This window comes from Psychrobacter halotolerans (assembly GCF_039680845.1).
Taxonomy (GTDB): Bacteria; Pseudomonadota; Gammaproteobacteria; order Pseudomonadales; family Moraxellaceae; genus Psychrobacter.
Map to the genome: position 1 here is coordinate 388599 of NZ_JBDKWD010000003.1, position 13727 is coordinate 402325.

Here is a 13727-nt window from a genome sequence, read left to right on the forward strand (position 1 = left end):
TAAAAAATAAACAAACCTTTTTATTCCAAACCTTCCAAAGCGGCAATCGCCGCTTTTCTTGATTCATCGATATTTTTTTTCTCACCGCTGTCTTTATCAAGATACACCAGTACTGACTCGCCGCGAGCGACGACCGTATTCATCGCCGTACTATAATACGTGTATTCATGGATCAAGCTGGCGTTGCCAATTTTTTTGACCTGAACCCCAATCCATAAAGTATCAGGATGCGTAACCGGTTTAAAATATTGACAGGATGACGCGGCCATAACCGAAAATGTCTTTTCATTAAATAGATTTAATTGACTGTTGTAATGGATACGCGCGTTTTGGGCGTAGGTGTAATAAACGACATTATTAACATGCCCAAAAGCATCCATATCGCCCCATGCCACTTGTTGTGGATAGACGACCGCAAAGCCGTGCAAAGGATGATCACTTTGTTGATCGAGGGTTTCTTGTATTTCTGGTAATATCGCAAAATCTTTCATAGTCTTCTCTTTTAGTCATACCAACAAAGACGCGTTAAAGTATCAGTTATTAGCGTTAACAGTCAGCTCAAATGCTGATTTTTATGGTCATCGATAATCTGCTGGGGATTAGATTACTTTTTCTGCAACCATCGTTCGCATTCGTTTCTTATCGAGCTTACCCACACTGGTTTTTGGCATATCGACTAAAAACCGGATCTCACTTGGCACGCCATATTTAGGCAAATGACCTTTTTCTACGGCTTGATGACCCAGCGCTAATATGTCTTCTGCTTTGGTCTCGCTATATTCAGGCTTTAATACGACCAGTGCTAAGGGTCGCTCGCCCCACCGTTCATCTGGCACACCAATCACCGCCACATCGGACACACTTGGGTGAAAGGATAAAATGGTTTCAACCTCAAGCGAGGATACCCACTCGCCGCCCGACTTGATAACGTCTTTGAGCCGATCGGTGATGCTTAATGTACCATCAGAGGAAATACAGGCAATGTCTTGCGTGTGCATCCAGCCGCCGCGCCATAACTCGTTGCCGGCATCTGGGTTTTTAAAGTAGCTTTGGGTCAGCCAAGGCGCTCGAATCACAAGCTCACCCGTCGATTGACCATCCAGCGGTTGCGGTTTACCGTTTTCATCCCAAATTTCCATCGATACCAGCATGATGGGAGATCCTGAGAGGCAGCGATAATTAAGCTGCTCCTTGGTTTCCATTGAGTCTGTCTTGTCATCAAATACCGCTCTAGATAATACGGGGCAAGATTCTGACATCCCAAATCCTGACATAAATTCAATACCGCTTTCAATCGCTGCTTTGGCCAACCCTTCATTTAACTTTGAGCCGCCAAGTAACAGTTTGAAATTCTGAAACTTACGTCCGCGCGCGGCCATCTCTTTGAGTAGCATCTGTAATATGGCGGGGACGCCATGTGATAGCGTGACTTTGTGCTCCTCAATCAAGTCCACCAAGGTTGGTGCCAGATATCGCCCAGGGTAAACTTGTTTGAGTCCTATCATGGTTGCGCCATATGGCCAGCACCAAGCATGGACGTGAAATAGTGGCGTCATTGGCATGTAGACATCGTTATAGCGTGCGCCCTGACCTTCAGCATTGAGCGCTGATGCTAAGGTACTCGCCATCGTCTGCAATACGATCTGTCGATGGGTAAAAAACACTCCTTTTGGGTCGCCCGTCGTACCGCTGGTATAAAAGGTAGTCGCAATGGTATTTTCATCAAAGTCGGGGAAATCAAACGTATCACTGGCAGCAGCCAGCAAGGCTTCATACTCACCATCAACATAGTCTGGCAGGACAGTATTGTTACTCTCTATATCATCGTCGAGCCAAACCACGTGCTCAATAGAAGGTGCGTCATGACGATAGTCTTTGGCCATTGGCTCAAATTCAGCATTTAACAACAGCGCTTTGGGTTTTGCATGGTTGATGGTATATAGCACTTTTTCTTCAGACAGACGGACATTGACCGTTTGTAAAATCATGCCAGACATGGGCACGGCAAAATACGCCTCAAGGTAGCGATGACTGTCCCAATCCATGACCGCCACCACATCACCTGCTTGCAACCCCATATTTTTAAGTGCATTTGCCAAGCGATTCACGCGCTTAAAAAACTCAGCATACGTATAAGTTACCTTATCGGCATAGCTGATGGTTTGATCTCTAGAGGCGATTTTTGCGCGGTTTAACAGCTGTTTGATGATTAGAGGAAAACCATAAGCGTCTTGAGCTTGCTGATAATCCTCATGCTGGTTAAGTATAGAAGTCATTATTGTCGTCCTTGATCATAAAATAATGTGGCGAGAACTGTAGTAGTAAAGATAGTGCAGAAGATTTACACGCGTTCTATCACCATGGCAAGCCCTTGCCCGATACCGATACATAGACTGACGACCGCATATTTGCCACCAGTACGCTGGAGCTCGCGCGCGGTACTGAGTGCTATTCTGGCACCGGATGCACCAAGCGGATGCCCGACCGCAATTGCGCCACCATTGGGATTGACACGCTTGTCGTCAAAATCAAGATTCAAGCCTTTTAGGCAGCCCAGTACTTGCGAGGCAAAGGCTTCATTGATCTCAATAATAGACATATCATCAAGGGTCAGATCGGCACGTTTTAATGCCAGTTTGATGGCCTCAACTGGACCTACGCCCATAATATTTGGCTCAACGCCCACGGCACCAGAGGACAGAATCTTGGCAATCGGTTTAAAGCCTAGCGTTTGTTCTGCTTGCGCCGAGCCAATGATTAAAGCGGCTGCGCCATCATTGATACCTGAGGCGTTGCCCGCCGTCACGACGCCGTCATTGTTTAACGGCTTAAGTTTTTGTAAGGCGTCAACAGTGGAGCTGGCGCGAGGATGCTCATCATCTGTGATGTCTTTGGGTGGCAGTTTTTTACCTTGTGAGACCGTAATAGGCGTTATCTCATCTTCAAAGAACCCCGCTTGTTTTGCCGCTTGGTACTTCGCTTGTGAGTCTGCCGCAAATTTATCGGCCTCTTCACGCGTGATATTGTATTTGCGCGCAACATTGTCTCCGGTTTGCGGCATGCTATCGCTACCAAACTTTTCGGTCAAAATAGGATTGGGGAAGCGACTACCAATGGTGGTATCAAATACCTTAAACTCACGGCTAAAGGGCTGCTCGGTCTTGGCAAAGACAAAAGGCGCACGCGTCATGGACTCCACACCGCCCGCCAGAAACACATCGCCCTCATGACAAGTAATACTGCGAGCGGCATCGATAACGGTTGATAATCCTGACGCACACAGACGATTGACCGTCTGACCGGGCGTTTTGACATCCAGTCCTGCCAGCAAGGCCGCGTTACGGGCGATATTGCGTGAGTCCTCACCCGCTTGATTGGTATTACCAATCAACACCTCATCAAAAGTGTCAGCGGCCAATTGGTGCTTTTCAACCAAAGCCTTTATTACGGTTGCGATCAAATCATCAGGTCGCACGCTTGCCAATGCACCGCCATGGCGACCAAAAGGGCTTCTTAATCCATCATAAATGTAGGCATCTAACATAACGTTTCCTTGTCGTATTTTTAGTGGTCGTATTTTTATTGCTTGTCTTATAAAGTGTTGTTCTAAAAAGCTGTCTGCCGAATATAGTCAGTCCCAAATAAAAAAGATACGCATATGGTCATGCGATACTGGCATACATTTTCCTTGCTTGCTGTGCCTGCGCAGACAGAGGCGGCACAAAATGTATGCCAGTATTGCTGTATTTTTTATAGTGGATCGACTATATAAGCAGTCATAAAATATATGGTTGAGTAAAGTGAAACGGCTATTATTACGAATATTGGGTTTGCTGAGTAAATAGCGAGATGCCGAGGGCTGCACGGCGTTGTAACCATGGGCTTGGGCGATAACGCGGATCACCTGTTAACGCATAGAGTCGCTCTAGGATAAGTAAAATCCGCTCAGCCCCAAGCTCATCTCCCCACGAGATAGGTCCATAGGGATACCCCAGTCCCAGTTTGACGGCATTGTCGATATCGCGAGGTGTGGCAATGCCTTGCTGGGCAATATCACAGCCCAAGTTAATCACCATCGCCATCACTCGCTGCGCCACAAAACCTGTGCTTTCAGCAATCAGTGTGGCATTTATCTGAGTGGTTGTTGCCTGATCATCTGCTTCATTATCATTGCTACCAAATAACGCATAAGCTTGAGCGATAAAACTCTCTTCTGTGACAATACTTGGCATGAGCGTTCGATGCTTAGATAAGTCCGTCAGCATATCAATGGCAACGGCTTGGGCGGGATTTACCTCATAACGCTTAGCAGCATTGGTCGTATCCTCACCATAAACGGCCAGCAATACCAAACTATCGGGGTTTGGTGCGTCATTATCGTCAATGCTAATATCACGCGTCTTTAGATAATCAAGCAGTTGTTGTTTGTCGGCGGTCAGATCTGCACCAATCCAAATCGAGACGTTTGATAGATCAGCTTCTAAAGTAGACAGTGCGGTTTTGGACGCTGATTGATTAGAGGTGTCCACGACTGATTTTTGCCCGTCCTTATACTGGTAAAAGCCTTCGCCTACTTTGCGCCCAAGTTTTTTACCAAGGAGCATTTGACGAGTGAGTGGATGCGGACGATAGCGGGCTTCATGATAAAACTGCTCATAGATGGACTCCATGACAGGATGCGACACATCAACACCAGTCAGATCCATCAGCTCAAACGGCCCCATGCGAAACCCTGCGCCATCGCGCAAAATACGATCGATCTGCTCAAAACTTGCGACGCCCTCGCCCAATATCTTTAATGCCTCTGTACCATAAGCTCGGCCACCATGATTGACAATGAATCCTGGCGTGTCTTTTGCCACCACGCCCAAATGCCCCATACGCTTGGCCAATGTGGTCAGTGTATCGACGACGGAGGGATTGGTAGAAAGCCCCGGAATCACTTCAACGATTTTCATGAGCGCTACCGGATTAAAAAAGTGAAAGCCAACCACGCGCTCTGGAAGGTGGCAGTTGGCAGCGATTGCTGTCACTGATAGTGAGGAGGTGTTGGTGGCCAAAATGGTCTCAGCAGACACCACCTCCTCTAATTGCTTAAAAAGCTGTTGTTTGATTTCCAAATTTTCGATGATCGCCTCAACCACGACGTCTACTTTAGCAATCGATTTCAACTCATCAATGACTATAAGATTGTCCAAGGTTGCTTGTAATTCTTCATCAGTAAATTTACCTTTGGCAGCGAGCTTTTCGAGCGTGGCTTTGAGTGATTGGCGGCCTTTCTCAGCGGCGCCTGACTTTGCATCAAACAACAGCACCTCGATGCCTGCTTGAGCGGCGATTTGAGCAATGCCCATTCCCATAATACCCGTGCCAACAATGGCCAATGTGTTCACAGTCATAATAATCCTTTATTTTATATGGTCTTGTTTTTATCATCCGTTCAGTATCAAAGTAGGCCCACGTAACTGGGATAAATTTTTCGACGCCTCTTGTCAGCAACGCGACAGCAAGCAAGAAAAATTTGTACCAGTTGCGTACTATCACGCTAACTGACCACACCTAAACAAGCTACTGGCCTTTGTATTCGGCCGTGCGTTTTTCCAAAAAGGCCTTGGCCCCTTCTTTTTGATCGTCGGTATCGAATAGAATCTGAAAGGCTTTACGCTCCAATGCCAATCCAGCTTGCAGCGGCATGTCCACGCCGAGATTGGCAACTTCTTTGATTTGAGCTAAGGCGATGGGTGAATAGTTTGCTAATTGCTCAGCGATTTCGATGGCACGCTGGATGGTTGCTTCATCGTCAACGACTTCAGACACCAGTCCCATTTGGTCGGCTGCATCAGCGCTTATCATGTCGCCTGTCAAAATCAGCTTCATAGCCTTGTGCTTACCAATGGCACGAAACAAACGCTGCGTACCGCCTGCACCTGGCATCAGTCCAATTTTTATCTCTGGTTGTCCAAACTTGGCGGACTTGCCAGCGACAATAATATCGGCATGCATAGCAAGCTCACAGCCGCCGCCTAGGGCATAGCCATTGACCGCTGCGATAATTGGTTTGCGGCAATTGGTGATGGCGTCCCAGTAGCGCTCGCTGTTACGCAGATAAACATCCACTGTTGTTGCGGTCAAAAAATCATTGATATCTGCCCCAGCCGCGAACACTTTGTCACCGCCCGTCAGTACAATCGCCTTCGTCTGAGGATCATCGTTTAATTGCATAAAAATATCGGCCATTTTTTGACGCAACTTACCGTTTAAGGCGTTACGAACCTTAGGTCGATTCAACCTGATGACACTGACGCCACTTCCTTGCTGTTCACAAATAACAATTTGCTCGTCTTGCTCTTCCATGATGCTGTCCTTTAAATACGGTTCTTCACAAGAGGTCTGAGTTAAACGGCTGGATGCTTTAATCCATACCACAAACGCTATGTTTACTAATCAAAACCCGATAATTGAACGCCGATAAATGGTAGTTATTAATACCGCATAGCGATATTTAATACCAATATATACGGTTTATTTTCTTTTGTGAAGTAGAAAATAGGATTAAATTTAGAGGTTTTAACATTAAATAATCATCTTCACTTATAAAAATATCGCATTGCGGTTTTTAAAACCAAAAGTATTGTAATTGGATAAATTATCTATTATGCTGGTTGTTCGACTGACTCCTAACGTCCTCGTCAATCCATATTAGCTATTATTTAAACAAGGAAGAATCCCATGATTAGAGATAAGGAAGTACTCGACCATATCGTCCAAACCGTTCGTCAATTTGTAAATAACCAACTGATACCGAAAGAAGATTGGGTCGCAGAAAATGATCGTCTACCAGACGATATTGTTAGCCAAATGCGCGAGCTGGGTCTGTTTGGATTGACCATTCCTGAAGCCTACGGCGGGCTTGGTCTAACGATGGAAGAAGAAGTCATTGTGGCTTTTGAATTGGGTCGTACCTCTCCTGCTTTTCGCTCACTAATAGGAACCAATAACGGCATTGGCTCCTCCGGTCTGGTCATCGATGGTACTGAAGAGCAAAAACAAAAATATCTGCCAAAACTTGCCAGCGGTGAGATTATTGGCTCGTTTTGTTTGACGGAACCAGAATCAGGCTCAGATGCTGCGTCATTAAGCACCACTGCGATCAAAGATGGCGACACCTATGTAATCAATGGTACTAAGCGCTATATCACCAATGCCCCGCAAGCCGGTGTATTCACCGTCATGGCGCGTACTGACCCGAAAAACAAACGCTCTGGCGGCATTTCAGCCTTTATCGTGGAGAGTGATACTCCTGGTATTACGCTTGGCAAAATTGACAAAAAAATGGGACAAAAAGGCGCACACACTTGCGATGTCATCTTTGATAACTGCGTCGTTCCTGCGAGTGCATTAATAGGCGGTGTCGAGGGCGTGGGGTTTAAAACCGCCATGAAGGTACTTGATAAAGGTCGCTTACATATCGCGGCTGCCAGTACGGGCGCGGCTACCCGCATGTTAGACGACGCGCTACGCTATGCCGTAGATCGCAAACAGTTCGGTCAACCCATCGCCAATTTTCAGCTGATTCAAGCCATGCTAGCAGACTCTAAAGCAGAAATTTATGCGACCAAATCCATGGTATTAGATGCCTCGCGTCTGCGTGATGAGGGTAAAGATGTGGTCACAGAATCGTCATGCGCCAAGATGTTTGCCACGGAAATGTGTGGCCGCGTGGCTGACAGAGCGGTGCAAATTCATGGCGGCGCTGGTTATATTGCAGACTATGGCATTGAGCGCTTTTATCGTGACGTGCGCTTATACCGCTTATACGAGGGCACCACCCAAATTCAGCAAATTATTATTGCCCGCAATATGATCAAAGAAGCGAGCGAGTAACTGTTTATTTGATGGCTAACAGAGGGTGGTTAAAGCGTGTTTAGGTTTTGCTCGGACGCAGATACTCAAACCGCGTTGCGATAACGACCCTCCTTTACTCTCACAACAATAAGGATATTCATTGTGAAAAGTGCCGCGATAGCGCCGAATTCAAGCTTGAGTGCTGCTCAAAAACAACCTTGGAAACTGGCGTTCTTTTTTTGTTTTTTGGTATTGTTATGTGATGGGGCTGATATTGGCATCCTCGCCTTTACCCTCTCAAGTCTCAAGCAAGAGTTTGGATTGACCAATGTCCAAGCTGGTGCTTTGGGCAGTTGGTCTTTATTTGGTATGGCCATCGGTGGCGTGTTTGGCGGCTGGGCCTGTGATCGATTTGGCCGCGTCCGTATTATCGTGATTGCAACCGCCATCTTCTCGGTATTATCTGGTTTTAGCGGATTTGTGCAGAGTTATGAGCAGTTTGTGGGCTTGCGGTTTTTCGCTTGCTTGGGTCTTGGTAGTTTATATATCGCCACCAACACCCTGATGTCTGAGATGGTACCCACTAAGCATCGAACGACCGTACTTGCCGCACTGATGACAGGCTTTACGCTCGGGTCATTGGTCATTACCAGCATCTCAGCGTGGATCATTCCTACCTATGGCTGGCGCACCTTATACCTGTTAACTTTTATACCGATTCTTCTCTCAATCTCTATGTATTTTTTAATACCTGAGCCGCAGTCTTGGAAAGAAGCGCGCGCCCTTAAGCTTAGCGGACAAAAAAACTCACTTGAAAAACCTGAAAACCCGTATAAAGCCATATTCGACAACCCAAGACACCGCTTGATGTTTATCTTATGGTCGATGAGCTCAGGACTATTATTGTTTGGTTATTTTGGCGTCAGTAACTGGCTGCCGTCTTATTTGGAAACCGAACTGGGTATCAAGTTTAAAGAGATGGCGCTATATATGGCAGGCACTTATTTGACCATGATGTTTGCCAAAGTCGTTGCGGGCCTCGTCGCTGATAAAATCGGTCGCAAGATCGTGTTTGCCTTTGGTACCATGGGCACTGCGCTATTTATACCCATATTGGTCTATATGCACACGCCGGAGAATATCGGCTGGCTGATGATTACTTTTGGTTTTTTATATGGTATTCCTTATGCCATCAACGCCACTTATTTGACCGAGAGTTTCCCGACTGCTATTCGTGGAACGGCGATTGGCGGCGCTTTCAACATTGGCCGACTCGGCTCAGTGATCGCGCCTGTGGCTATTGGTTATATGGCCATGCACAACTCAATTGGTGCAGGCTTACTGCTGATGGCAGGCGCGTACTTCTTATGCGGTCTGATTCCAACCTTGTTCATCAAAGAAAAGCAGTATGATCCCCAGCAGGCTTAATATTAATAAATGAGGCACCGATAGATGAAATATTAGTCAGTGTATGTACCGCATAGCGAAATAGCTTATAATGACTATATTAAAGATCTGAATGTATATTGATAAATAATGGATACACGACATTATAATACGTGACTGGTAAAAGTTTTTCTTGCTTGCTGTGCCTAGGCCGACAGAGGCTACGAAAAAAATTCCCAGCCACGCCGTCTTTGTTTTATATTGACCTGATTGTACAAACAGCCTTACAAGTAGTGTGTGTACCCTTTTACTTACCTTCACTTAATTGAGACTAAAAAAGACCCTATGACAACTAAAGCTGATGCGGACAACGACACGAACAATCCTGCCCATATCGAACTGTTAGAGCCGATTGCAGAGATGAGGGATCAAAATGACAGGCAGTTTGTCACAGCGCTGGCTCGTGGTCTGGAATTGCTTCGTTGTTTTACCCCGCAGCGGCCGTATCTTGGCAATCAAGAATTGAGTCAATTGACAGGACTACCTAAAGGCACGATCACGCGCCTGACTTATACTTTGGTCAAGCTTGGCTATTTAAAGCAATCAACCAACAGTAGCAAATATCAGCTCTCAGTCGGTGTGTTAGGTTTTGGCTATACGATGATGGCCAACATCTCGACCAATAACTTGGTCACGCCATACATGGAAGAGCTGGCCGATTATGCCAATAGTGCGGTCGCGATGGCCACCCGCGACCGCCTGATGATGGTCTATCTCAACGTCGTGCAAGGCGCTGGTGCCACGACCATGCGCCGCAACGTTGGTTCTTACTTACCTATTCATTTAAGCTCAATGGGACGGGCGTGTTTGGCAAGTATGCTGCCTGCTGAGCAGGAGTTCATCCTCAATGCCATTCGCAGTAAGTATAAAGAGGACTGGCTAAAAATCAGACGCGGACTCGACAAAGCGTTTAGAGACTATGACGATTATGGCTATTGTTTTTCAATCAGTGAATGGCAAAAAGACGTCAATGCGGTTGCCACTGCGATGATGCATCCGACTGAAGGACTGCTGACCTTTAACTGCGGCGCGCCAAGCTTTGTGCTCAGTCGTGACAAACTAGAAGAAGACATTGCCCCTCGCCTGCTGCACATGAAAAACAGCATTGAGGACAATCTATACATTAGCTAGGGCATGGTATAGTCGATACTTAAGAAAAACGATACACAATATTATAGTACGTGACTGGCATACATTTTCCTCGCTTGCTGTGCCGTTGCTGACAGAGGGGGCGCAAAATGTACACCAGTATTGCTTTTTTTCTTTATAGTGGATCGACTATATGTTGTTAGTCGCTGATATTATTTTTTAGCCGCTTCTTCTGCGCGCATATCATCTTCAACAATATGTAAGTCTAAGCTTTCAAGTTCCTTGATCACGCGATCAAAGCGTAACTCATGTGGCTTTGCAGGGTAGACATTTGCATCATAACCAGCATCGCCTAATATTTCAAAAAAGTTTTGAAATAGACCGGGCGTTAAGAAGCCAATAAAGCGGTTATAAGGTTGCGTCATACTATAAGCATGGATGGTTCCTGCTGGAACGGCAGCAAGATCACCCGCTTTTAAAGTCGCTTTTGAATGATTTACGATAAGGTCAACCTCGCCTTCTAAACCAAAGAAGTTCTCAGAGTGCAGTGCGTGGTAATGGCGAGGAACCATTGGCGTTTGCGGCGCCTGAGTGATGACGACAAAGAAACGTCCGCCTGTTGTCTGTTGAGAAGCAAGCATAGAGAAGTACTCAGGCCCACCAACGAATTTACGCCCTTCGTCTGCCGCGATCGTATATGGTATAACCTTTTTAGGTAACTCTTTACGCGTTATTTTTTTAGCTTTACCTTGTGGGTAAGCGTCTTTTGCAAACGTTATATCACCGGCAGCTTCACCACGTTTAATCGTTTCAGCCGACCAGTTAACCTTAGCGTGATCAGGTTGGATATAAAGATCCGTTGGCTCACCTAATGCTTTGTAGGTATCAAGCAAACCTGGGCCCGAGTACCATGCTAACATTTTGGTGCGATGGCGGTTAAAACGAAAGCCATAATCAGTGTTGGCAGGAACGCTTGCAAAATCGCCCTTACGCATTAAAAAATGTTCGCCATTTAGCCAAAGATCCGCTTCGCCTTCCATCAAATACAAAGCAATAAAATGATCACAGTGATGATGCACAGGCTGGCCTGCCCCTTTACCGCCTGTAATCGTGGCAATTTCATACATATCGCCTGTATCTTTTGCACGCGCCATATAATTAACAATAGTGCCATTAACTAAATAGCGCTCGCCGCGGTCTGAACGTGATATATAAGGAATTTTCTCACCTGGCAGCGTTTCTTTTGGCACGACTTTTTGGATGTCAGCCTTAATCGTTTTGCCTTTACGTAGCAATTCAACTGGCGTCTCTGGGTAAGGCGTTACTTGGGCTGAAGCGATTGTTGAAAATAACAAACTGGCAGCAATAGTCATAATAGTATTGCGATTAAACATGAATGATTCTCTCTTTTTCATTGGTATGTCTTAACTCTCGCCAGCATGATATCTATTAATTAATCGATTAGAAATACAAATAATTCGGCAATTCAATCAATTTTTTAGATCTTTTGGCTGGGGACATCTCATGGACAACAAAAAAGCTGGGGCATCGGTAATTATTATATAGTCAATCCAATATAAAAAAGGCACAGCGAGAATGGGACTCGTTTTTTAATGCCCTTGCCTGCGAAGGCACAGCAAGCAAGAAAAATGGGTTCCAGTCTCGCTCTATCGTTTCTTGTATCCATTTTATTTAGGAGCAACTATAGGTAGTTATTATGAGCACTTATTACGGCTAGTTATTAAGAGCACGGGCTAGATGAGCTTAATTAATTAATGCCAAAACTACCCAGAGACTCAAGATAGTTCAGACGATCAGCGGCAGGGTCACGGCCAACATGGTTTTGTTCATTATCCATTATTAATAATCGCTCTGTTTTAACGCTGTAGTTTGGCCAATCTAGATTTTCCTCAGGCAAAGAAGGGTTGCCAGTCATAGCAAAATGGATCCATTGTTTTTGCAGACGCTGTGAAAATGGCCTTGAATCTGACTCTATGTCATTGCCAAATAGGTAATTAACATCGGCAGTGTGTATCGTTCCCGGCGTCTGTTGGCGTTTAGACTTAGGCACATAACGCATGTAGTAACGAAACGTATCAGTATTACTGGCTGCGTGGGCGCGTGCGATTTGGCGCGTGCCGAGTGTTGCAAATAAGTCAGTGGCTACTTGGGCAGCATCCCAATACTTGCCTTCGCGATTATACCCATCAGTGTAGCGCAACGTTTGTTGCCATTGTTTTGCAGACATCTTATTTATAACTCGTAAACTAAACTCTTTATCGAAAAATCCAGCTTCATAATTATTGCTGCCAATTATAAGTGGCACTTTTAGTTGCTCACCATCTTGAAACGTTTTATAAACACTACGTCCGATACCAGTACCATCAATATACGGCATTGTGTCTGAGCGAGCCTGAGGCTCAGCCGCCAAAACCTTTGATAATGGTAAAGCGCGTAACGCTTGCGCTGAGACAGAGCGATTTTCTTGATTTAGCCCCGCCTGCTGAGCAAAAGTGGCTGCGATTTTCTCCATACGTTGCCTGTCATACTCAGGTAAATCAAGCGCCCCTGACTGCACAATTGCTTTATCAAAAAGGGGTACGGTTGCTTGTTTTTCTTCTATTTTTTTATCCTCCTTCGATGCCATTAAATATAGTGCTGAGGAACCGCCAGCGGACTCACCCACTAAAGTAATATTACGGTCATCACCACCAAATTTTGCAATGTGTTGGTGCACAAACTTTAATGCGGCAATTTGATCTTGCAAACCAAAGTTACCCGATAACTTACCTTGCTCTGTTATAGCGGGATGGGCAAAAAAGCCCAATATACCCAAACGATAATTTAGAGTCACCACGACAGCGCCTTGAGCCGCCAAATGTTGCGCATTATAAAGCGGCATGGCGGCACCTCCAATACGAAAACCGCCGCCGTGCAACCATACTAATACGGGATAAGGATGCTCAAGCGCATCATCAGGGGCCCATACGTTCAAGTAAAGGCAGTCCTCACTCGTATTAGCGCCGTCAACATTATTATCACCTAAAGCAGCCATATGACTTTGGGCGCATGAATCAGAAAAATGACCTAAATTTTGAATCGGTGCAGTGCTTTCTAGTGTCTGAGGTGCTCGCCAACGTAGGCTATTTACAGGGGGCTTAGCATAAGGAATACCTAAGGTTCGGGTAACTCCTTCAGTGTTTTGTTGAATGAATGTAGGATTTTCTGAAGCATGCGTGATACTAACTAGCGAGCATAAGCAAATCGCAATAATACATTCAATACGCGTTATCAACTTAGTCATCTTTTTTCCTTTTGTGTTTGGCACCTCTGTATCAATAGAATAT

General features: G+C 45.6%; 10 protein-coding genes. 3 read left to right on the forward strand and 7 right to left on the reverse strand.

All coding sequences use genetic code 11. From position 1 onward, the window contains the following. Positions 1 to 20: 20 nt before the first annotated feature. The 5 genes from AAJP47_RS08195 to AAJP47_RS08215 form a co-directional block, all read right to left on the reverse strand. On the reverse strand, positions 21 to 491 hold the full coding sequence (locus tag AAJP47_RS08195) for an acyl-CoA thioesterase (protein WP_346717415.1): 471 nt from the start codon (positions 489 to 491) through the stop codon (positions 21 to 23). Positions 492 to 599: 108 nt separating this feature from the next. Continuing rightward, positions 600 to 2276, reverse strand: a complete 1677-nt coding sequence (locus tag AAJP47_RS08200) for a fatty acid--CoA ligase (RefSeq protein WP_346717416.1) — start codon at positions 2274 to 2276, stop codon at positions 600 to 602. A 65-nt stretch (positions 2277 to 2341) separates the two neighbouring features. Then, positions 2342 to 3544: a 3-oxoadipyl-CoA thiolase gene (locus AAJP47_RS08205; RefSeq protein WP_346717417.1), complete on the reverse strand. Its 1203-nt coding sequence runs from the start codon at positions 3542 to 3544 to the stop codon at positions 2342 to 2344. Between the two features lie 271 nt (positions 3545 to 3815). Next, positions 3816 to 5399, reverse strand: a complete 1584-nt coding sequence (locus AAJP47_RS08210; protein ID WP_346717418.1) for a 3-hydroxyacyl-CoA dehydrogenase — start codon at positions 5397 to 5399, stop codon at positions 3816 to 3818. 169 nt (positions 5400 to 5568) lie between these two features. Further along, the gene (locus tag AAJP47_RS08215) at positions 5569 to 6354 is read right to left on the reverse strand and encodes an enoyl-CoA hydratase (RefSeq protein ID WP_346717419.1); all 786 of its coding nucleotides are present in this window, start codon (positions 6352 to 6354) and stop codon (positions 5569 to 5571) included. Positions 6355 to 6729: 375 nt separating this feature from the next. Between AAJP47_RS08215 and AAJP47_RS08220 the strand changes: the two genes are divergently transcribed. The 3 genes from AAJP47_RS08220 to AAJP47_RS08230 all read left to right on the forward strand — a co-directional run bounded on the left by AAJP47_RS08220 (position 6730) and on the right by AAJP47_RS08230 (position 10422). After that, entirely contained in the window at positions 6730 to 7884 is a 1155-nt protein-coding gene (locus AAJP47_RS08220; RefSeq protein ID WP_346717420.1) for an acyl-CoA dehydrogenase family protein, read from the forward strand. Positions 7885 to 8007: 123 nt separating this feature from the next. Next, positions 8008 to 9273 (forward strand): MFS transporter, encoded by a 1266-nt coding sequence (locus AAJP47_RS08225; RefSeq protein WP_497198701.1) that lies wholly within the window; start codon positions 8008 to 8010, stop codon positions 9271 to 9273. 303 nt (positions 9274 to 9576) lie between these two features. After that, positions 9577 to 10422: an IclR family transcriptional regulator gene (locus tag AAJP47_RS08230; RefSeq protein WP_346717421.1), complete on the forward strand. Its 846-nt coding sequence runs from the start codon at positions 9577 to 9579 to the stop codon at positions 10420 to 10422. Between the two features lie 170 nt (positions 10423 to 10592). On the opposite strand, the gene AAJP47_RS08235 is transcribed toward AAJP47_RS08230, so the two are convergent. Next, complete coding sequence (locus AAJP47_RS08235) at positions 10593 to 11774, reverse strand: quercetin 2,3-dioxygenase (protein ID WP_346717422.1); 1182 nt, start codon at positions 11772 to 11774, stop codon at positions 10593 to 10595. Between the two features lie 374 nt (positions 11775 to 12148). Next, positions 12149 to 13684, reverse strand: a complete 1536-nt coding sequence (locus tag AAJP47_RS08240; RefSeq protein WP_346717423.1) for a carboxylesterase/lipase family protein — start codon at positions 13682 to 13684, stop codon at positions 12149 to 12151. Positions 13685 to 13727: the final 43 nt, after the last annotated feature.

Coding starts and splice junctions, on each gene's coding strand:
- AAJP47_RS08230 (WP_346717421.1), top strand. CDS start 9,577: ATGACAACTAAAGCTGATGCGGACAACGACACGAACAATCCTGCCCAT.
- AAJP47_RS08240 (WP_346717423.1), bottom strand. CDS start 13,684: ATGACTAAGTTGATAACGCGTATTGAATGTATTATTGCGATTTGCTTA.
- AAJP47_RS08205 (WP_346717417.1), bottom strand. CDS start 3,544: ATGTTAGATGCCTACATTTATGATGGATTAAGAAGCCCTTTTGGTCGC.
- AAJP47_RS08215 (WP_346717419.1), bottom strand. CDS start 6,354: ATGGAAGAGCAAGACGAGCAAATTGTTATTTGTGAACAGCAAGGAAGT.
- AAJP47_RS08235 (WP_346717422.1), bottom strand. CDS start 11,774: ATGTTTAATCGCAATACTATTATGACTATTGCTGCCAGTTTGTTATTT.
- AAJP47_RS08210 (WP_346717418.1), bottom strand. CDS start 5,399: ATGACTGTGAACACATTGGCCATTGTTGGCACGGGTATTATGGGAATG.
- AAJP47_RS08195 (WP_346717415.1), bottom strand. CDS start 491: ATGAAAGATTTTGCGATATTACCAGAAATACAAGAAACCCTCGATCAA.
- AAJP47_RS08200 (WP_346717416.1), bottom strand. CDS start 2,276: ATGACTTCTATACTTAACCAGCATGAGGATTATCAGCAAGCTCAAGAC.
- AAJP47_RS08220 (WP_346717420.1), top strand. CDS start 6,730: ATGATTAGAGATAAGGAAGTACTCGACCATATCGTCCAAACCGTTCGT.